The 20,180-nt window shown below is 50.0% G+C and carries 16 protein-coding genes; 13 read left to right on the top strand and 3 right to left on the bottom strand.

What is annotated here, in order from left to right; all coding sequences use genetic code 11:
* The first annotated feature begins 186 nt into the window (after positions 1 to 186).
* The 11 genes from ettA (at position 187) to ATORI0001_RS05190 (ending at position 12,478) form a co-directional block, all read left to right on the top strand.
* On the top strand, positions 187 to 1,866 hold the full coding sequence (gene ettA, locus ATORI0001_RS05240) for an energy-dependent translational throttle protein EttA (protein WP_040324590.1): 1,680 nt from the start codon (positions 187 to 189) through the stop codon (positions 1,864 to 1,866).
* 188 nt (positions 1,867 to 2,054) lie between these two features.
* Positions 2,055 to 2,570, top strand: a complete 516-nt coding sequence (locus ATORI0001_RS05235) for a ferritin (protein ID WP_003149972.1) — start codon at positions 2,055 to 2,057, stop codon at positions 2,568 to 2,570.
* Positions 2,571 to 2,609: 39 nt separating this feature from the next.
* Positions 2,610 to 3,053: a DUF3290 domain-containing protein gene (locus ATORI0001_RS05230; RefSeq protein ID WP_003149826.1), complete on the top strand. Its 444-nt coding sequence runs from the start codon at positions 2,610 to 2,612 to the stop codon at positions 3,051 to 3,053.
* A 6-nt stretch (positions 3,054 to 3,059) separates the two neighbouring features.
* Positions 3,060 to 3,689: a DUF421 domain-containing protein gene (locus ATORI0001_RS05225; RefSeq protein WP_003149915.1), complete on the top strand. Its 630-nt coding sequence runs from the start codon at positions 3,060 to 3,062 to the stop codon at positions 3,687 to 3,689.
* A 189-nt stretch (positions 3,690 to 3,878) separates the two neighbouring features.
* Complete coding sequence (locus ATORI0001_RS05220; protein WP_003149766.1) at positions 3,879 to 4,901, top strand: metal ABC transporter substrate-binding protein; 1,023 nt, start codon at positions 3,879 to 3,881, stop codon at positions 4,899 to 4,901.
* A gap of 19 nt (positions 4,902 to 4,920) precedes the next feature.
* A complete protein-coding gene (locus tag ATORI0001_RS05215; protein ID WP_003150108.1) occupies positions 4,921 to 5,751 on the top strand; it encodes a metal ABC transporter ATP-binding protein in 831 nt (276 codons plus the stop codon).
* On the top strand, positions 5,744 to 6,556 hold the full coding sequence (locus ATORI0001_RS05210; RefSeq protein WP_003149843.1) for a metal ABC transporter permease: 813 nt from the start codon (positions 5,744 to 5,746) through the stop codon (positions 6,554 to 6,556). Before ATORI0001_RS05215 ends, ATORI0001_RS05210 begins: the two co-directional genes overlap by 8 nt.
* 308 nt (positions 6,557 to 6,864) lie before the next feature.
* Positions 6,865 to 7,932 (top strand): phenylalanine--tRNA ligase subunit alpha, encoded by a 1,068-nt coding sequence (gene pheS / locus ATORI0001_RS05205; protein WP_003150112.1) that lies wholly within the window; start codon positions 6,865 to 6,867, stop codon positions 7,930 to 7,932.
* Positions 7,933 to 7,992: 60 nt separating this feature from the next.
* Positions 7,993 to 10,470, top strand: coding sequence for a phenylalanine--tRNA ligase subunit beta (gene pheT, locus ATORI0001_RS05200; RefSeq protein WP_003149946.1), 2,478 nt, complete (start codon positions 7,993 to 7,995; stop codon positions 10,468 to 10,470).
* Positions 10,471 to 11,154 carry a zinc dependent phospholipase C family protein gene (locus ATORI0001_RS05195; RefSeq protein ID WP_003149860.1) on the top strand — a complete coding sequence of 228 codons (684 nt, stop codon included), beginning with the start codon at positions 10,471 to 10,473 and terminating at the stop codon, positions 11,152 to 11,154.
* A gap of 97 nt (positions 11,155 to 11,251) precedes the next feature.
* On the top strand, positions 11,252 to 12,478 hold the full coding sequence (locus ATORI0001_RS05190; RefSeq protein ID WP_003150091.1) for an iron-containing alcohol dehydrogenase family protein: 1,227 nt from the start codon (positions 11,252 to 11,254) through the stop codon (positions 12,476 to 12,478).
* A gap of 120 nt (positions 12,479 to 12,598) precedes the next feature.
* Here the strand turns inward: ATORI0001_RS05190 and pyk are convergent, their stop codons facing one another.
* Together pyk and ATORI0001_RS05180 are read right to left on the bottom strand one after the other, a co-directional pair.
* Positions 12,599 to 14,044 carry a pyruvate kinase gene (gene pyk / locus ATORI0001_RS05185; RefSeq protein ID WP_003149884.1) on the bottom strand — a complete coding sequence of 482 codons (1,446 nt, stop codon included), beginning with the start codon at positions 14,042 to 14,044 and terminating at the stop codon, positions 12,599 to 12,601.
* 94 nt (positions 14,045 to 14,138) lie between these two features.
* Complete coding sequence (locus ATORI0001_RS05180) at positions 14,139 to 15,143, bottom strand: 2-hydroxyacid dehydrogenase (protein WP_003150083.1); 1,005 nt, start codon at positions 15,141 to 15,143, stop codon at positions 14,139 to 14,141.
* Between the two features lie 312 nt (positions 15,144 to 15,455).
* On the opposite strand from ATORI0001_RS05180, the gene ATORI0001_RS05175 reads away from it, so the two are divergent.
* Positions 15,456 to 18,137 carry a cation-translocating P-type ATPase gene (locus tag ATORI0001_RS05175; protein WP_003149812.1) on the top strand — a complete coding sequence of 894 codons (2,682 nt, stop codon included), beginning with the start codon at positions 15,456 to 15,458 and terminating at the stop codon, positions 18,135 to 18,137.
* 23 nt (positions 18,138 to 18,160) lie between these two features.
* Positions 18,161 to 19,342 (top strand): ribosome small subunit-dependent GTPase A, encoded by a 1,182-nt coding sequence (gene rsgA, locus ATORI0001_RS05170; protein WP_003149994.1) that lies wholly within the window; start codon positions 18,161 to 18,163, stop codon positions 19,340 to 19,342.
* A 46-nt stretch (positions 19,343 to 19,388) separates the two neighbouring features.
* On the opposite strand, the gene ATORI0001_RS05165 is transcribed toward rsgA, so the two are convergent.
* The gene (locus tag ATORI0001_RS05165; protein ID WP_003149963.1) at positions 19,389 to 20,108 is read right to left on the bottom strand and encodes a GntR family transcriptional regulator; all 720 of its coding nucleotides are present in this window, start codon (positions 20,106 to 20,108) and stop codon (positions 19,389 to 19,391) included.
* Between the last annotated feature and the right edge of the window lie 72 nt (positions 20,109 to 20,180).

The raw sequence follows: 20,180 nt of genomic DNA, 5'->3' as shown, positions 1-20,180 counted from the left end.
TGAGATATGTATAACGTCCATATTGCAAAAGACTCTGTGCCGTATGGTTATGTCAACCTGTTTTCCCTCTTTTGTTTCTTCATGCGATAATAGAGCGAGAGATGCGTCCACGTGCCTACCATGTATGTTCTTCTCGACACGTCTGTTGCAGTGTCGATGGTATGGTCAGATCAAAGGAAATACGCCATGGCAGAGTTTGTTTACCAAATGTACCAAGCACGTAAAGCGGTCGGAGATAAAGTCATCCTTGATGACGTTACCGTCGGTGTATATCCCGGGGCAAAGATTGGTGTTGTCGGCCCCAACGGTATGGGTAAGTCCACACTCCTTAAAGTCATTGCCGGCCTTGAGACGCTTTCCAATGGAGAAGCCCGTTTGACACCGGGCTTTACGGTGGGACTTCTTCAGCAAGAGCCCCCGCTTGATGAAGATAAGACCGTTAAGGAGAATATTGAACAGGCGTTTGGTGAGCTTCTTTCTCAGATTGCCCGTTTTAACGCAATAGGCGAAGAAATGTCCAGCCCTGATGCGGACTTTGATGCCCTGATGGCCGAGATGGGGCAGTTGCAGACAGAGATTGATGCCGCCGATGGTTGGGATTTGGACAGTCGGCTTTCGCAGGCGATGGATGCACTACAATGTCCGGATCCGGATGCCCCAGTGGCACGTCTTTCCGGTGGTGAGCGTCGCCGCGTGGCGCTATGCCGTCTATTGCTTGAGGCTCCCGACTTGTTGCTTTTGGATGAGCCAACAAATCATTTGGATGCAGAGTCCGTGCTCTGGCTTGAAAAATTCCTCCATGATTATCCCGGTGCCGTTATGGCTGTAACACATGATCGCTACTTCCTTGATGACGTCGCGGAATGGATTTGCGAAGTTGATCGTGGGCAGCTCTATCCCTATGAGGGCAATTATTCAACGTATCTGGAGAATAAGGCCGCACGACTTGAAGCACAAAATCAGCAAGATGCCAAACGTGCCAAGAAAATGCGGGCAGAGTTGGATTGGGTCCGCTCGTCTCCCAAAGCCCGCCAAGCAAAGAACCGTGCACGACTTGATCGCTACGAGCAGATGGAAGCAGAGGCTCGTGCGTCGAAGAAGCTTGATTTTACTGAAATTCAGATTCCTGTGGGGCCACGCTTGGGACAAAAAGTCCTGGACGCCAGTCATTTACATAAGGCGTTTGGCGATCGTGTGCTTATCGACGATCTCTCTTTTAGCTTACCGCGCAATGGTATCGTCGGTGTCATTGGCCCTAACGGCGTGGGAAAGTCAACGCTCTTTAAGATGATCGTGGGGCAGGAGCCTCTTGATTCCGGTGCACTTGAAGTAGGTGAATCCGTCAAGCTGTCCTATGTTGATCAGCTGCGCTCTGGCATCGATCCAAATAAGACTCTGTGGGAAGTGGTTTCCGACGGTAACGACTTTATCAAGGTGGGGGATACGGAAATCCCCAGCCGCGCCTATGTGGCAAGTTTTGGTTTCAAAGGTTCCGATCAGCAAAAGCGCGCCGGTGTACTTTCCGGGGGCGAGAGGAACCGTCTGAACCTGGCTCTTACGCTCAAGCAGGGGGGAAATTTGCTGCTTTTGGATGAGCCTACCAATGACCTTGATATCGAAACCTTGGAAAGCTTGGAAGCGGCCCTTGAACGCTTTCCGGGTTGCTCGGTAGTTACCAGTCACGACCGCTGGTTTTTGGATCGCGTTGCCACACATATTTTGGCGTGGGAGGGCACGGACGAAAACCCCGGGCACTGGCATTGGTTTGAAGGCAACTTTGCATCGTACCAGGCTGATCGCGAGAAACGCCTTGGGCCTGAAGCCGCAAGTCCGCACCGCCTTCACCGCAAACTTACGCGCGATTAGAGAGCTTGCGTCACGGTTTACGTGATGTTATGTGACTGGAGTATATACAGCTTTAGGCGGCAGCACTCTTATATGAAACTCTGCGGTGTGCTGTCTAAATCAGTATGGCGTGGGTATCGTATACAACGGATGGCGAGCTATATACAAGTACTTCTCGCCAAAATATTTGCGTTTGAAAGGGGCATATGATGGCACTTGATTCTAAAGTTGGAGAGATTCTTAACAAACAGATTAATAAGGAGTTTTACTCTGCATATCTGTATTTGACGTTTGCTGATTTCTTTGAAGACAAGGGACTCAAAGGATTTGCAAATTGGTATGTTATTCAGTCTCAGGAAGAGGTGGCACACGCCCGCATTTTGCGCCGCTACTTGCTTGACAACGACTGGATGCCCAAGATGGAGGCAATAGCCAAGCCGGATCTTACATTTACTGAGATCATTGAGCCACTCAAGGCCGCTCTTGAGCATGAGAAATACATTACCGCAAGCATCAATGAGTGCTACGCCGTTGCTCAAAGTGTCAACGATTACCGTACGATGAAGCTTCTTGATTGGTATGTTGAAGAGCAGGGTGAAGAAGAGGCTAACGCTTCCGATCAGGTTAAGGCCGTTGAGCTTTTTGGTGGAGACGCTAAAAACCTCTTTGACCTGGATCATGAGAATGCCGCCCGCGTCTATACCGCACCTGCGATGGCAATGTAGTCGATTCAAGTCAAACGTAATGTACGAGAGAGAACTCATATGGAATTTTATTCACATGAATATCTGGTTCATCGAGCAAGTACGCTTGATTGGACTCAAATAATTCTTTTTGCGCTCGTTGCACTCTTGATGGTATTTGCGCTCGTACATTACTTTCATGACCGTCGCGATTCAAAGTATAGAGAGTTGGCGCTCATCGCTCTTTTTTCGCTGGTCTTCCTGGGGCTTTTGCAGCTTGATCGAGTTATGGAAGTCGATCGCGTGAACAAGCACTATTCGGCGGTTGTGTCATCTCAGGAGAGTATTGCCCACACCATGAACGTTGATACCGACAAGGTCTATGTGGCACTTGACGAGAAGGGCAACCAATCCTATATAGAGGTGGATGGCACATACTACCGAATCTTAAAGAATGGCGAGAGCGGCTATGTGCTTGAGCGAGTTGACCTTATTGGCACGGATATTCGCCATGTTGAGAAGTAGGTTCAGATGAATTTTTATTTGGAAGTTGCAGTTAAGCTTATCATTGGCCTGTTTTCACTGGTACTCGCTATCAACGTAAGTGGTAAGGGAAACCTTGCTCCTACGGCCGCAATCGATCAGGTTCAGAACTTTGTTCTTGGCGGCATTGTGGGCGGCATGATTTATAACAGCGCCATTACTATCCTGCAATATACGCTTGTTCTGCTTATCTGGCTGATATTGGTGATGACGTTGAAGTGGCTCCGTACCAATAACATGCTGATGAAACATCTTATTGACGGTAGACCCATTATTGTTATTGATAAGGGAACTCTGCTGGTTGAAAACTGTCGAAAAGCCGGCCTTACTGCATATGACATTTCACTTAAGCTGCGTCAGGCAGGAGTAAATTACACCTCTGATGTGAAGCGTGCCATTCTCGAGCAAAACGGCCAGCTTATTATCGTGCAACATGGTGAGCAAAATCCACGCTTTCCGCTTATCACCGACGGCCAGGTACAGGAAAATATTCTCGATGCCTTGGATCTGGAAGAAGACTGGCTTGAAGGCGAGCTCAAGAAACACGGTATTTCGTCTCCCAGCGAGGTTTATTTGGCTGAGTATGATAACGGGAATCTTGAGATTTCAAAGTACTAGAGAAGGATAAGAAGGAGCTTTAAACACGTGGAGTTTGGGGAATCGCCAAACTTTTTCTGGTAAAAAGAGTTCGATGCGGTATACTCCTATTCACAACGTCTGAAAGCGAGTCACCTTTTGGTGGCTCGCTTTCGTGCGTTTTAGGGTCCTATGAAGAAATGCTCACGTTTGAGTAGAAGGAGTTTGGATATGTCAGAGCAGTTCGATTTCAAAATCAATGATGTAGTGTCCCGGAGAAGCGCGCTTGGCCTTTTTGGTCTTGGTTCAGTCGCTCTTCTCGCGGGTTGTAGATCTCAGGGTTCGTCGGATAATGCGAAAACTACACCTGATACGAGCAGCAAAAAGTTAAACATTGTGGCCAGCTTCTATCCCATGTATGACTTTGCAAAGAAGGTTGCAGGAGACAATGCCGACGTTACCTGCCTTGTACCTGCAGGTACGGAGCCTCATGATTGGGAACCGTCAACCAAGGATATGAAAACCATTCAAGATGCTGATATTTTGGTTTATAACGGTGCTGGGATGGAGCATTGGGTAGAGGATGTGCTTGATGGACTCGGTAAAGAGAGCAAGCTTGTTGCCGTAGAGGCTTCTCAAGGTATTGAACTCAGAAAGCTTGACCATGAAGATGAAGATCACGACCACGAGAGTGATACCGAGAAAGAGCATGAACACGAGCACCACCATGGAGATACCGATCCGCACGTTTGGTTAAGTCCGGTAAACGCCATGGCACAGATGAAAAATATTTGCGATGCTTTGAGCAAAGCGGATGCCGCTCATAAAGATGTATATGAGGATAATTACAAGAAAGCTCAGGCAAACTTTGAAACACTGGACGGCGAGTATCACAAGCAACTTGACCCGCTTTCCAATAAAACCATTGTTGTTTCTCATGAGGCATTCGGCTATATGTGCGATGCGTATGGTTTGAAGCAGATGCCCATCGAAGGCGTAGAAGCAGATGCCGAGCCGGATGCACAGCAAATGAAGGAGATTGCTGACTTTGTTAAGGAGAACAACGTCAAGACTATTTTCTCCGAGGAACTTGTAAGTCCTAAGGTTGCGCAAGCGATTGCTGATGCAACTGGTGCTAAAGTAAGGGAGCTCAATCCGCTTGAGGGGCTGACGGATGAGCAGCTTAAAGCTGGCGAAGACTATGTTTCAGTTATGAACAATAACTTGAAAGAGCTGGTCGACGCCTTGTCATAAAGATGTGTGTGAGGGGGATGTGTTGCAGGAGCACACAAATGTTATATCTCTTACAAACGTGAGCTTCTCGTATCGAGAAGCTCCGGTGCTTGAGGATGTTACGCTTGAAGTGGCGCGCGGAGAAATCTGCGCGCTTATTGGCGATAACGGAGCGGGAAAGTCAACGCTCGTTCGTCTTGTTATCGGAGAATTTGTACCGTCGTCGGGTTCCGCAAAGCTTTTTGGAACTCCCGCAGCAAAATTTAAGAATTGGGAGCTTGTGGGTTATGTTCCACAAATCCCTGCGGAAGCAACAAATCGCTTTCCCGCAAGTGTTTTGGAGCTTGTTGATGCAAGCCAGTATGCACGCGCGAAGACGGAACATGTAAGCAGTAAGGAACGTCGGCGTCGGAGCCTTGAGGCTTTGGAACTTGTCGGTATGCGTACATTTACTACACGGATCATTCGTGAGCTTTCCGGCGGACAGCTTCAACGCGTTCGACTTGCGTGTGCACTGGTGAGCAATCCGGAGCTTTTGATTTTGGATGAACCAACAACCGGTCTGGACAAGGACAGCCGTGATCACTTTTATGCACTTGTTCGAGAAGCCCATGCGGCTCGCAATTTAGCGGTTCTGCTCATCACGCATGACATGGCGGCACTTGACGCTCTGGCCTGCAGGGTGGTTGAAGTGTCCGATTGCCATGTTCATGAGGTGGCAGGCAGGGGTCATGGCACCAATCATTGCGCGTTGCATGGGAGTGATTGCCAAGGCACCCATGTGCGAGGAGAAGTTTTGCTTGATGACTTTGACGAGTCGTATGCGCTTCCCGAAGATATTGAACATACGGGAGGGATCAAGCATGTTTGAGTATGTATTCATGCAGCGAGGTCTCATGGTCGGTGTGCTTTTAGGAGCGGTTATCCCGCTTATCGGAGTGACCGTGGTGCTGAGACGACTTTCGATGATCGGCGATGCGCTTTCCCATACGTCTCTTGCGGGCGTTGCGGGAGGACTTATCGCCGGCATCAGTCCGGTTGTGGGAGCGGTAGTGGCGTGTCTTGCCGGAGCGTTGTGCGTTGAGGGAGTGCGCAGACGCTTTAAGGAGCAGTCCGAGTTGGCAGTTGCCATTGTTATGGCTGCCGGCATCGGTCTTGCGGGCGTACTTTCAGGATTTGTGCCAAACTCGTCAAGTTTTAACAGCTTTATGTTTGGCAGCATCTTAACGGTGAGCGCACAAGAAACACACATCATTATGGCAATTAGCGTTCTTGCCGTATGTTATGTTGTCTGTATGCGTCGAGAGCTCTTTTTAATGTCATTTGATGAACGACACGCTCGTGCCGTCGGTGTCCACGTTGGCCTTACGAATTTTGGCTTTATTATTGCCGTGGCATTGGTAGTTGCGGTAGCTGCGCGAACCGTCGGTTCTCTTATTGTTTCCAGCATGATGGTGGTTCCCGTGGCGTGTGCGCTGCAGCTTTCGCGCTCGTGGAAACAGTGCTGTTTCATTTCTTCCGCCATCGGAGTGCTTACGTCTTTAAGCGGGCTCATAATTTCCTATGAGCTGGGACTGAAACCGGGCGGCACCATTGTTCTTCTCGCGGTTTTGGTACTTCTTGTTATATTTGCAATGAAGAAGGTGGTTTCTACCGCCCGGAGAGCTCACGTGTGATATTCTAGTCAAGCGCGTTGACGGAGAGGTTTGGCCGCAGATGTCGTGGACAGAGAGGGAGCTTGTAGCTGAGAGGTTCCTGCATGGCAGCGTCTGAAGTTCACTCCCGAGCTACAACCTGAACGGCGATAAGGACAAGAAGATGCGCCTGAAAACTCAGTAGGGAAGTCGGTCGCTTCACGAAACGAAGCATATAAGAGGGCTGGTGGGAGAAAAAACCTGTCAGTCAACCGAGGTGGTACCGCGGAGTTCATCCGTCCTTGGACACAGATGTGTTCGAGGACGGTTTTTTATCAAAGGAGTGGCATATGGGAATGTCCGAAGAATTGCAGCAGATTCGCGAGCAGGTGCTGAAAGGTGTTGCTGAGGCAGCTGACCTGAGCGCACTCGAACAGCTCCGCGTAAAAGCATTGGGTAAGCGGGGAACGCTTACGGCCATTATGCGTATGATGGGATCGGTTCCCGCAGACCAGCGGCCTGCTATGGGACAGCTTGCCAATACGGTGCGTGCGAATGTTGAAACGGCAATCAGAGAACGTCAGGTGACGCTTAAGCGCGTTGAGCTTGAGCGCCGTATGAGTGCCGAGGCGACTGATGTGACGTTGCCGGGACGTCGTCTTTCTCCGGGGACTCAGCACCTTATCGAACAGGTGCGCGAGGAGATGGAAGACATCTTCGTGAGCCTGGGGTATACCGTTGAGAGTGGACCGTATGTTGAAACTACGTACTATAACTTCACCGCACTTAATGCTCCTGAGGATCACCCCAGCCGTTCCGCCAAAGATACGTTTTATGTGGTGGATAACGCCCCGGAAGGAAAGGAAAGCCATGTACTTGGCGAATCTGACGTACTGCTTCGCACACAGACGTCTGGTGTACAAGTACATACGATGGAGACAAAAAAGCCTCCCATCTACATGATTTGTCCCGGTACGGTATTTCGTCCCGATACTGCCGATGCCAACCATCTGCCGCAGTTTACACAGATGGAAGGTTTGGTGGTTGATGAAGGAATTACGTTCGGAGATCTGAAAGGTACTCTTGATCACTTTACGCGCGAGATTTTTGGTAAAGATCGCGCAACGCGGTATCGTCCGCATTTCTTCCCGTTTACCGAGCCCAGCTGTGAGGTGGATGTTTCGTGCGGCGTGTGTCACGGAAAAGGGTGTCGTTTCTGCAAAAATACCGGCTGGCTTGAGATTCTTGGTTGCGGCATGGTTGACCCTAATGTCTTTGAGTATTGTGGCATTGATCCGGAAGTCTATACCGGTTTTGCATTTGGTATTGGTGTAGAGCGTGTGGCGGCACTGCGCTACGACATACCAGATCTGCGCATGCTTATTTCCGGCGATGAGCGAGTACTTCGCCAATTCTGATTGTCTATTCCTATTACGCCATGACGTATAGCTTATGGCGTTCATGAGAAAGGTTTTTTCATGCGCGTATCTTATGAGTGGCTCAAGACGATGGTTGATATTCCAGAAAACCCGCTTGACCTTGAAAAAGAGTGTGCTCGTACCGGTACTGAAGTTGAAGCGGTCGAGCGTGTGGGAGCAAACTTAGATCATGTGGTAACGGCACGTATTGTGAAGAAAACACCACATCCCGATTCTGACCATATGTTTGTAACCCTTGTTGATGTAGGCGAGAATAACGTTGATGCCAACGGTAATCCCGAGCCGCTTCAGATTGTGTGCGGTGCGCAAAACTTCAACGAAGGAGACCACATTGTAACCGCAATGATTGGCGCAGTGCTTCCGGGAGACTTTAAGATCAAGAAGTCCAAGTTGCGTGGCGTTGAGTCATGTGGCATGAACTGTTCTCTTCGAGAGCTTGGTCTGGGAGATGAGTACGACGGTATCATGATTCTTCCCAATGACGCTCCTATCGGGGTGCCAATAACCGAGTATCTCGGCATTTCCGACACGGTACTTGACTGCGAAATTACCCCCAACCGTCCCGACTGCCTTTCCATGACGGGCATGGCGGTTGAAGTGTCTGCCATGTATGATACGGACACCCATATTGAACTTCCGTCCGTGAAGGTTGAACAAGGCCCTCATGCGGCGGATCTCGTAGACGTTGAGGTTGCCGATACGTCGCTGTGCTCCCGGTATACCGCACGCGTGGTGCGCAACGTTAAGATCGGCGCAAGTCCGGAGTGGCTTGCCCGCCGTATTACCGCTGCGGGAAGTCGTCCCATTAACAATGTGGTTGACGTTACCAATTATGTAATGTACCTAACGGGCCAGCCCCTTCATGCCTTTGACCTTGGTAAGTTAACTGAGCGAGACGGTAAGCGCCACATTGTGGTACGGGCCGCAACGGACGGCGAGCACATTACCACGCTGGATGGACAGGAGCGCACTCTCACGTCCGATATGACCGTTATTACCGATGACGGTAAGACGCCGATTGCCCTTGCCGGTGTTATAGGTGGACTTGACTCCGAGATTGATGAAACCACTCATGACGTGCTTCTCGAATCGGCTGCTTTTGATCATGGGCACATCAGCCGCACCAGCAGAAATCTTGATCTCATGAGCGAAGCCTCAATCCGCTATGAGCGTGAAGTTGATCCCCATGGCTGCGCCGATGTGGCAAGCATTGCGGCGGCTCTCTTTGAGGAGTGCTGTGGTGCGGAGGTTTGTCCCGGTATTGTAGATGTTTATCCTGCACCAACCGAGGCCGTTTCCATTGTCTTCCGTCCTTCTCGTGCGCGCGCTCTTGCAGGGGCCACGATTGACGATGACTTCATGTTTGGCCGTCTTTCTCGCCTTGGCTGTGCGATTGGCGAGAAGACCTATGCCAAGGACGGTTCTTTGGCATCAGTGACGGTGACGGTTCCGACCAATCGTCCCGACCTGACGCGAGAGGTAGATCTGATTGAAGAAGTCGTGCGTCTTTGGGGCGAAGGTGACATCACCGCAACGCTGCCGGCAGCCAAAAATCATGCGGGAGGTTTGACTGCAGAGCAGATTCGAGTGCGTAAGATTGGGCGCACGCTGCGGGCACTCGGCTTGAATGAGACCAAGTCGTACCTCTTTGCGAGTTCTGACGATCTTGCGAAGCTTGGTATGAGTGAAGAAGGTCGCGGCCTTCCCGTCCGGGTTATCAATCCGCTGGTAGCAGATCAGTCAGAGATGCGTCGATCTCTTTTGCCGGGACTTTTACGCTCGGTTGCCTATAACCTTGATCATGGCGTGGAAAATATCGCACTCTATGAGATTGGCCGGGTCCTCTTTGGACATGAAGGTAAGAGCCAGCCTGATGAACCAAGTTTTGTGGCAGGCGTACTTTGCGGTAGACCCGCCGAAGACAGTTGGAATATGAAGTGGCCGGCATACGATTTCTTTGATGCTAAGGGAGTCGTTGAGGGCTTACTTGAGATTTTGCGTATACCAAAGGTGCGCTTTCGCGTAGCAGATCCCGATACGTATGGTTGGTTGCAGCCGGGATGTGCCGCCGAAGTTCTCGCGGCAGACGGGGTTATTGGTTGGGTTGGCACCATTCATCCGCTTGCGCTTCAGAACTTTGGCATTGAGGTTCCTGTCGTTGCTTTTGAGCTTTCCGTGGCAATGCTTCAGCGCCTTGCCCGCAAAGATTTGCCGATTGTTGAGCCACCGACATATCCGGGTATTTCCATCGACTTGGCGATTGTGGTTGATGAAAAAGTTACCTGTGAACAACTGATGCAGCGCCTTCATTCGGCAGGTGGTAAGCTTTTGGTTGACGTTCGTCTCTTTGATGTCTATCGCGATCGTGTGCGTGTCGGAGAGGGTAAGAAATCCATGGCCTTCTCGCTGACGTATCGTGCTGACAATCGGACACTGACGTCGGAGGAAGTTGAGAAGACCCACACTAAGCTGGTTGAGAAAGTCATGCGTTCAACCGGCGGAGAGGTTAGATCATAGGTGCCTAGTTGGAACGTACACATCGCTCACGCAAATCGGCTTCTCGCAGATGCAGGGGCTCGCTCTTTAGGTGTGAGCGATGTGGATGCGTTCTTGTTTGGCAACGTGTTGCCTGATGTGTATGTGGGATATATGGTGCCCCATCCTACCAAGATTTTGGGATATTGCCGTACGCACCAGTCGTATCCCGGTGGGATACCACTGCCTAACTATAAACGCTACTGGCGTAACTTCATTGCTTCGTATGATTTTGAGAGAAGGATGGGTGAGGTTACCGATCTCATGTTGGGCGTTTGGTGCCATATTGTTTGTGATCACACGTACAACAAATATACGCGGCGCTATATTCACGCTCATGATATTCCCGTGGGAGAAAAGACGCGCATTCGAAAGCAAACGGATTTTGATTTGTATGGTCGATCGTTGACGATGGGGCGTCTGCCTCGCCTGACATCTGAGCTCGTGCAACAAGGAGCGGCGTATCCACAGTATTGTGTACGGGAAGTGGATATCTGCGCCGCGCTTGAAGTGATTGATGAAATTGCACAGACCAATCTCGTCGCACATGAAGAGAGTCCACACTATAGCATGCTTAACAAGAAGTTCTTCTCGACAGCTGCCGCCGAAGCTCATTGGGTTATGCTTCGCGGGCTTACCGGACGACATGAAATTGTTACAACCTGATTATCCCTCTGCAAACTGACTCCCGTATCGTTGTCCGTCCGTGTAGACTAGCCTACACATGTTGGTTGCACGGAAAAGGGCACGAAAGGGAAGAGCTATGGATAAGATGGAATCTCGAGGAACATTTACGGAGTATTTGCCGTCGTATACGGTTGGCGTTGATGCATACCAGGCTGTTCCCCATATTACGAGGCGTTTTGGCTCACATGCCGTTGTTATCGGCGGTAAGATCGCTATGGAGAAGGGCAAACAGCGATTGCTTGACGCACTTCTTGGCTCCGATGTCGTTGTCGATAGCTGGGTTGTCTACGGAACCAACTCCACACATGCAAATGCCCGCGCCATTGCTGAGCGTGAGGACGTTCGTGCTGCCGATATGCTCTTTTTGATGGGTGGCGGTCGTGCCATTGATGAGGGCAAAGAAATTGCAACCATCCTGGACAAGCCATACTTCACGTTCCCAACGCTTGCTTCCAATTGTGCGCCCATTACCCGCATTGCGGTATTTTATAAGGAAGACGGCTCTTCCGATACATACTTTATTCCGGCCGAACTTCCCGTGCATACCTTTATCGATACGCAAATTATCGTTGAATCTCCCGATGAGTATTTTTGGGCCGGTATTGGCGATGCATTTTCCAAAGGTCCTGAGGTGGAGCTCTCTTCGCGCGATGTTGACCTCGTTCACAGTCCACTTATGGGTCGCGCCCTTGCAGGAGGAGCATGTGTGGATCCGCTTTTTGACTATGCCGAGCAGGCACTTGCCGATAAGCGCGCGGGTATTCCATCGGATGCGTTTGAGCGCATCGTACTCAATATCATTGTGACCGCCGGCGTGGTTTCCAACATGACCACTAATCTTGCAGCCGAGCGCGGTGCGTACTACTTCAATTCCTCAACGGCGCATGCCTTCTATAATGGCTTTACCATTTTAGGGGAGCGTGCCGAGAAGCACCTTCATGGTGAGGTGGTCTCCTTTGGCACATGTGTCCTGTATGCGTTTGACAACAATATTGAAGGCCTGAAGGCGCAGGTTGCTTTGAATGAGAAACTGGGATTGCCTACAACGCTGGAATCTCTTGATATTACTGAGCTTTCTCAAGATGCCGATCTCGATGCCATTCTCGCAGTGGCACAAAAGACCAACGAGTGGGGTCGTGCTCCCTATGGGTATACACCCGAGCGCTTCCGTCAGGCAATTCTTGATGTCGATGCGTATGGTCGTGCACACAAAGCTGGCAATACGGCCGCGGAAGCCGCAGCTCTTGAAGCCGTTGCTGCCCACGCTGTAACTACTGAGACAACGGTGCCACGTAAGCTATAGCAACGATGTTGCCGGTTTTGGCGACAATACCGTGCGTAAGACGTACAGACATACAAAATGCGCCCCACTTAAGCGGGGCGCATTTTTTGTAACAACTTCTGTAAGACGTGCTGCTTCAGCCTACTGAACCTGGCAGATCATGGCAACGTTGGTGGAAGTGGTGTAATCACCAAGACGAGGACTCGTCTGAGGATCGCCTGCGGTAAGTACTACCAAATCGCCCGGCTCGGCGACACCAACCTCTTTGGCAACCTGCAACGCATTGTACATGGTGTTGGCAAGGGATCCCTGCTCGGTTGTCTTGTATGCATAAACGCCCCAGTAGAAGCAGGTACGGCGAATTGCCTCATCGCTTGGAGACATGGCATACAGCGGACGCTTCGGACGGAAGTTTGACACCAAGCGGGCGGTACGGCCTGAATGCGTTGGGCAGATGATGCATTTGGCGTCAACGGTCAGAGCCATGTTAACGGCTGCAAAGCCGGTAGCACCGTTGATGTTCTTGAGGCCTTTGCGCTGATGATAGGTATCCTTGACAGAGAGGTACTTCTCGGTCTCTTTGCAGATGGCCGCCATGGTTTTAACGGCTTCAACAGGATACTTACCGGCTGCGGATTCGCCGGAAAGCATGACGCAGTCGGTGCCATCATAGATGGCATTTGCAACGTCGGTAACCTCAGCACGGGTGGGGCGAGGATTGCGGATCATGGAATCAAGCATCTGAGTTGCCGTGATAACAGGCTTGTACGCCGCATTGCACTTCTTGATGATGGTCTTCTGGATGTGAGGAACCTCAGCTGCAGGAACCTCGACGCCCAGATCACCACGGGCAACCATGATGCCGTCGGAAGCGGAAAGAATTTCATCAAAGTTCTTGACGCCAAGGACGGACTCAATCTTGGGGAAGATCTGAACGTGTGGGGTACCCATCTCGCGGCAGATATCGCGGATTTCACTTACGGCTTCACCATCGCGAATGAAGGATGCGGCAATGGCGTCAATACCAAGCTCGCAGCCAAACATGATGTCAGCGCGGTCCTGCTCGGTAACGGAGGGAAGGCCAATGTTAACGTTAGGAACGTTGACGCCCTTCTTCTCGCCAAGCTCGCCGCCGTTGATGACCTTGCAGTGCATATCGGTGCCTTCAACATGATCAACCTCAAGACCGATAAGGCCGTCGTCAATCAAGATGATGGAGCCCTTCTCAACTTCGTGAGGAAGGTTTTTGTAGTCAAGCGAGAAGCGCTTTGCGGTTCCGATTACATCGTCGTCAGTAGTGATGACAACCTCATCACCGGTGTTAAGCATGACCTTCTTGCCACCCTCAAGAACGCCCGTGCGAACCTCGGGTCCTTTGGTGTCAAGCATGATGGCAACAGGAATTCCCAGTTCGGCAGAGATATTACGAACACGGGCGATCATGTTGCGGTGGTAGTCATGGCTGCCATGTGAGAAGTTAAATCGGGCAACGTTCATGCCTGATTTAATAAGCTCCGTAAGAACCTCATCACTTTCCGTTGCAGGTCCCATGGTGCATACGATCTTTGTTTTCTTCTTCTGTGCCATGTTTCTCCTTTTCATTGTTGAGATGAACTCAGGTGCAGACACAATGCAAATACCCGAGCGGATAAACTATTTAAGAGCGGTTTACGGTGAAACGTTAGCAAACCACGCTCTTATCGATAAATTCTTTACCTGTTGCATATGCCTGAGCATTTTCAAGCGTGACTCGAGCGATTTGCGCGAGAGCTTCGTGAGTAAAGAATGCCTGGTGGCTTGTCATAATGACGTTAGGGAAGGAGCAAAGCTCTGCGGTGACTGAGCTAAAGACCTCATCGCCACGATCGCGGTAGACGTTGGGGTTTTCTTCTTCATACACGTCAAGGCCACATGCGCCAATTTTTCCGGAAAGGATACCGCGAATAAGCGCCTGGGTATCAACGAGGCCGCCACGTCCGGTATTAACCAGGATGACACCGTCTTTCATCTGACCAATGGTCTTATCGTTAATCATGTGGTAGCTTTCCTCATTCAGGAAGGCATGCAAAGAGATAAAGTCAGAGCGCTTCCAAAGTTCGTCGTAATCAACGTACTCGTCTACGACGTGCTCTTCATCAACCAGTTTTTGGTTGGGATAGAGATCCGCGCCAAGGACGGTCATACCAAAGCCTTTGCAGATACGGCAAAGTGCCGCACCAATACGGCCCGTACCAACGATGCCGGCCGTCTTTCCATGAAGTGTTTCACCGACAAGACCAACGAGTGAGAAATCGTTTTCACGTATACGGTTATATCCACGATGAATACGACGGTTTGCACAAAGACCAAGACCCATAGCGTGCTCGGCGATTGCTTCAGGAGAATACGCGGGAACGCGTGTTACTTTGATGCCAAGGTCTTTTGCAGCCTCAACGTTGACGGCATCAAATCCGGCGCAGCGCATGAGCACGAGCTTGACGCCAAAGCCTGCAAGAATCTCAAGGGTCATGATGCTGGCGTCAGCGTTGACAAAGGCGCAAACGGCATCGTAGCCCTGTGCGAGTGAAGCGGTCAGCGGCGTGAGGTTAATCTCGGTGTAATCGATGGAGACATCGGGATAATCCGTAAGCTCCTTATCAAAGGAGTGCCGATCGTAGCTCTGAGTACCGTAAAACAGGATTTTCATACTTCCTCCACTAATGGCTCACCTATAACTTCCAACTACAGACGCTTTACATTTTACCGCTCATGAGACGCAAAGGTGTTGGTTTTTAGAGAACTTACACAGGATTCGTCAAGTAGGTTTTCGATGACAGGGCGAATTTATTCTATAAACGGTTAATTTAGCGAGAAGTACTATATATGCGAGAGTGTTCTACGGTAGAATGGCAACGTCTATAAGGCACTCGATACGGCAGCCTTGGTGAGCCCTTGCCCCTCCTAGGGAATTATGATCGGGCATCAATCTATCGAGTAGAACAACCCAGGAGAGGAAACCGTGAAAGAATATCTTTCAGATGCTGCTGACGTTTTGAGCAGCTATCACACGCAGGCCACAGAAGGCCTTTCGACCGTAGAAGCTCAGAGCCGCCTTGCAAAAGACGGCCCAAACAAGCTCAAAGGGCCTAAAAAAGACCCCGTAATCAAACGGTTTTTTGCGCAGATGGCCGATCCTATGGTCATCATGTTGCTTATTGCCGCAGTGATTTCCGCCGTTGCCGGCGCGTATACCGGTGAGGGTGGCATTGCAGACGTTGCAATCATTTTGTTTGTTGTTGTGGTCAACTCAGTTCTTGGCGTGGTTCAAGAAGGCAAGGCCGAAGAAGCGCTTGCCGCTCTACAAAAAATGAGTGCGGCAACGTCTAAGGTTATACGAGACGATCGTCTCGATGAAGTGGCATCTACCGATCTTGTAGCAGGCGATATTGTTTTGCTTGAAGCGGGAGACTCCGTTCCGGCAGACTGCCGCGTGCTCGAGAGCGCTTCTATGAAAATTGAGGAATCCGCTCTTACGGGAGAATCGCTCCCGGTTGAAAAAACCGCAGAGATCCTTACGCTTTCCGGTGGTGCCGATGATATAGCACTGGGTGATCGTAAAAATATGTGTTATTCCGGATCTGTCGTTGTGTACGGGCGAGGACGCGCTGTTGTTGTTGCAACCGGCATGAATACCGAGATGGGCAAGATTGCCGATGCCATCTCACAAGCGGAAGACGGACAAACCCCTCTACAAGTATCGCTCGATCAACTTTCTCGTACGCTTACCAAGCTTGTAGTTGCTATTTGTGCGCTTATTTTCTTTACGGGCTTTATCAAACATGGTTCCGAGATGCTCCAGAATTTTGATTTGGTGCTTGATACCTTTATGGTTGCCGTTTCACTTGCGGTTGCCGCTATTCCGGAAGGTCTCGTGGCCGTAGTAACTATCGTACTTTCTATGGGTGTAACACGGATGTCTGAGCGCCATGCCATTGTCCGCCGTCTTACGGCCGTTGAGACTTTAGGCTGCACGCAAGTAATTTGTTCCGATAAAACCGGTACGCTTACACAAAATAAGATGACCGTTGTGCGTCATGAAACGGAAAATTTGGATGCCCATGTAAGGACAATGGCGCTTTGCTCCGATGCCACATGGGACGACGTCGAGCAGATTGCCAAGGGAGAACCTACGGAAGCCGCACTCGTCACCGATGCCGCAAAGCATGGATACACTACGTCTGATTTGGCTGCTTCTCGCCCGCGTATCGGTGAGGCTCCGTTTGATTCCAAGCGAAAGATGATGTCGGTAGTTGTGCGTACCCGATCGGGAAGAATAATCCAACATACCAAAGGTGCGCCGGATGAAATACTTGCACGGTGCACAAAAATCATGACCAGTGACGGTGTGATTGACCTTACCGATGAGGTACGTGCAGATGTTTTGAGCCAGAATAAGTCTATGGCCGATCAGGCTCTTCGTGTTATGGCATCCGCCCGTCGCGATTGGGGCAACACTGCTCCCGAAAACTTTGATGCTTCAAATCTCGAAAAAGACATGACGTTTGTGGGTCTTTCCGGCATGATTGACCCCGTGCGTCCTGAAGTCAAGGCGGCTATTGAAGAAGCCCACAGTGCCGGCATGCGTGTTGTTATGATTACCGGCGATCACATTGATACTGCCATTGCCATTGCAACTGAGCTGGGTATTATTGACAATCGCAACCAAGCTATTACGGGGGCTCAGCTGGATAAAATCTCGGACGAAGACTTTGAAAAGAAGATAGAAACGCTTGGGGTATATGCACGCGTACAGCCCGAGCACAAGGTGCGCATTGTAGATATGTGGCGCAAAAAAGGTATGGTTACCGCTATGACAGGCGATGGAGTTAATGATGCGCCTTCCATCAAACGTGCTGATATAGGCATCGGTATGGGAATTACCGGAACTGATGTAACCAAAGGTGTTGCGGACATGGTGCTTGCTGACGACAACTTTGCCACCATTATTGCCGCGTGCGAGGAAGGCCGTCGCATTTATGACAATATTCGTAAATGCATTCAATTCCTTTTGAGCTCCAATTTGGCAGAAGTTATCGCCGTTTTTGTTGCATCTCTTGTGGGCTTTACTATTTTACAACCTACGCATCTGCTCTGGATCAATCTCATCACGGACTCACTGCCCGCACTTGCAATGGCAACCGAAAAGGCGGAGCCGGGGATTATGAATCGCAAGCCGCGTTCTTCTCGCTCAGGCATTTTCTCTGAGGGGCTTGGTCTAGATTGCATCGTACAAGGAGTTATCATCTCTGTTTTGACGCTGGTGAGCTATTTTATTGGCCACTATGTTGAGTACGGTACCTTTGATATCTCCCAGGTTCTTGCAAATCCTGCTGCAGGTATTGATGGTATGACAATGGCATTTTTAACGCTTTCGATGGTTGAGATGTTCCACTCATTTAATATGCGGAGCCGCCGGGAGTCTATTTTCAAACTTAAGAGCCAAAATATCTGGTTGTGGGGATCGTTTGTAGTTTCTTTGATCCTGACTTATATAGCCATAGAGACACCACTTTCTCAGGCCTTTGGCTTTGCTGAAATCGGCGTTAAGGAATATGCCATCGCAATGGGCTTGGCCTTTGCGATTATTCCATTGATGGAAATCTACAAGGCTGTCATGCGCGCAATCGAAAGGCAGCGTTAAAGCAGGTCGAAAGGACGGGTTTCTTGACCAAGCGGGCGAAAACTTCGAGATCGTCGAAGTTAAACGAGAAACAGGCATCTCTGCCGGCTCTTTCGGCTTTGAGAGATGTGCCGTCCTTTGATCAACTTGTACCAACGCAAGTTCAACGAGATGCCTATGGTTCTTGTGTTGAGTGTCTTCAAGAAGCAGGTGTTTCCTCTGCGCAACTTGAACTTGCGTGTGTCGTTCGTCTTGACCGAGGATTTCCGGCAGTTGTGTCAAGCGTTGGCGTTTTTCGCGCGGAGTTTTCCGCACGGGTTACCAAAGGTGACAATTCTAAGGTTGCCGTGGGAGATTGGGTGTGTGCAAGAATCCCACTCAATCACGACATGGGCATCATTGAGGCAATTCTTCCTCGTAAAAGTGAGATAGCTCGATGGCGTGGAAGTGCGCGGGGCGAGAAGCAAACGCTTGCCGCAAATGTTGACGTGACATTTGTCGTACAGGCTCTCGATGAACGAAAGACCTCAATCGACCGTATTGTGCGCAGTGTTGTGATCGCGCTTGACAGCAATGTGCGTGCAGTTGTGGTACTTACCAAAGCCGACAGTGTAAGTCCTGCAACACTTAAACGTCATCTTACTCTCACACACGAAGTGCTGGGAGATGCAGTTACCACCATTGTAACTTCATCAAAACTTGAAGTATCTCATGAGAGTTTCTGCGACGAGATGAAGCAGATTGTACAAAAGTTCCATGCACGTTGGGGCATGGATGCAATACGTGAGGAAATTCCGCAGGAAAGCGTCGCTATTGTACTTGGGGAATCCGGTGCCGGTAAGTCTACACTTTTAAATGCCCTTCTCGGCCATGAAGCACTTGAGACAGGAAAGGTCAGAGCCTCGGACAAGGCCGGACGCCATACGACCGTTGCCAGGCGCATGGTTGCCCTTCCCAAAGCCGGCATCATCGTGGATGAACCGGGGTTACGGAGCCTTCCGGTAGCGGGCCATGAGCAGGGTTTGGCGAAGGTATTTCCTAAGATTTCTCGGGCGGCGGCTGCCTGTAAGTTTCGGGATTGTACCCATGTGCATGAGCCGGGTTGCGGCGTGAGGGAAGCTCTTCGGGCAGGAGAGTGCTCATCGGCACAGGTTGATGCATATCTGTCTCTTGCGCATGAGATGCAAGTTTCTGCTCGGCTGCTTGACCCGGATGTGGTGCTTTAGGAAGGGTTCCAGGCGCGAAGAGCATATGGCGTCATTGACGTTTCGATTAGTGAGTGGAGATGGTCAAAAACTCATATCCGTGAGCATGTCGTGCGATGGAATATTCAAACGGCCGCCCGTCATCGAGATATCCGATTTGTTCAACTTCAAGCATGGGCTCGTCATTTTCGATATTAAGCCGCTTACACTCTTTTACGGTAGGTAACACTGCTCTAATCACACGGTGTGCATTGGCTATCTTTAACCCCAAATCGTGCTCGATGTAGGAATAGATTGATGTGTTTAAATGGGTCATTTTGAGGTTGGGTATTTCGTCGATAGGCATATACGTGTATTCGATAACTAAAGGAATATCATTGGTGTAACGTACACGGATAATGCGATATACAAAGTCCTGTTGATTTATGTCAAGTGCGTGTGCAATGTATTCAGATGGCCTTTCTACCTCAAAGACGTAAACCTTAGTATGTACTTTTTCGCCTCGTGCGGTATGTTCTGCAAGGAAACCTTCCATCTGACCTGAAACTTCCTGGCTCGGTTTAATTTGGGTATAGTCCTCGAGCTTCTTCACAAAGGTTCCGGAGCCCCTTCGACGGGAGATAAGCCCTTGTGATTGAAGGGCGTCAAGTGCCTTATTAATCGTGATCTTGCTTACGCCATACTGTTTACAGAGCTGTGAAATGGAGGGGAGTTGAGAATAAGGAGCATAGGTTCCCTGTGAGATGCTTCGTTTAAGATCCTGTATCACCAGTTCATACTTAAGCATGGTGGCTTACCTCCCAACGTTCACCGGAAATTCTTTAACTAGTCGTTCTCATTTCATTCAATTTGTTGTAGT

The organism is Lancefieldella rimae ATCC 49626, assembly GCF_000174015.1.
Taxonomy (GTDB): Bacteria; Actinomycetota; Coriobacteriia; order Coriobacteriales; family Atopobiaceae; genus Lancefieldella; species Lancefieldella rimae.
The sequence above is the reverse complement of the archived record's forward strand: the minus strand, read 5'-3'. Positions and strand labels throughout refer to the sequence as shown.

Excerpts from the sequence above, each read along its gene's own strand:
- ATORI0001_RS05165 (WP_003149963.1), bottom strand. The coding sequence starts at position 20,108 with ATGCTTAAGTATGAACTGGTGATACAGGATCTTAAACGAAGCATCTCA.
- ATORI0001_RS05210 (WP_003149843.1), top strand. The coding sequence starts at position 5,744 with ATGTTTGAGTATGTATTCATGCAGCGAGGTCTCATGGTCGGTGTGCTT.
- ATORI0001_RS05190 (WP_003150091.1), top strand. The coding sequence starts at position 11,252 with ATGGATAAGATGGAATCTCGAGGAACATTTACGGAGTATTTGCCGTCG.
- ATORI0001_RS05230 (WP_003149826.1), top strand. The coding sequence starts at position 2,610 with ATGGAATTTTATTCACATGAATATCTGGTTCATCGAGCAAGTACGCTT.
- ettA (WP_040324590.1), top strand. The coding sequence starts at position 187 with ATGGCAGAGTTTGTTTACCAAATGTACCAAGCACGTAAAGCGGTCGGA.
- ATORI0001_RS05220 (WP_003149766.1), top strand. The coding sequence starts at position 3,879 with ATGTCAGAGCAGTTCGATTTCAAAATCAATGATGTAGTGTCCCGGAGA.
- pyk (WP_003149884.1), bottom strand. The coding sequence starts at position 14,044 with ATGGCACAGAAGAAGAAAACAAAGATCGTATGCACCATGGGACCTGCA.
- ATORI0001_RS05180 (WP_003150083.1), bottom strand. The coding sequence starts at position 15,143 with ATGAAAATCCTGTTTTACGGTACTCAGAGCTACGATCGGCACTCCTTT.
- pheS (WP_003150112.1), top strand. The coding sequence starts at position 6,865 with ATGGGAATGTCCGAAGAATTGCAGCAGATTCGCGAGCAGGTGCTGAAA.
- ATORI0001_RS05235 (WP_003149972.1), top strand. The coding sequence starts at position 2,055 with ATGGCACTTGATTCTAAAGTTGGAGAGATTCTTAACAAACAGATTAAT.
- ATORI0001_RS05225 (WP_003149915.1), top strand. The coding sequence starts at position 3,060 with ATGAATTTTTATTTGGAAGTTGCAGTTAAGCTTATCATTGGCCTGTTT.
- pheT (WP_003149946.1), top strand. The coding sequence starts at position 7,993 with ATGCGCGTATCTTATGAGTGGCTCAAGACGATGGTTGATATTCCAGAA.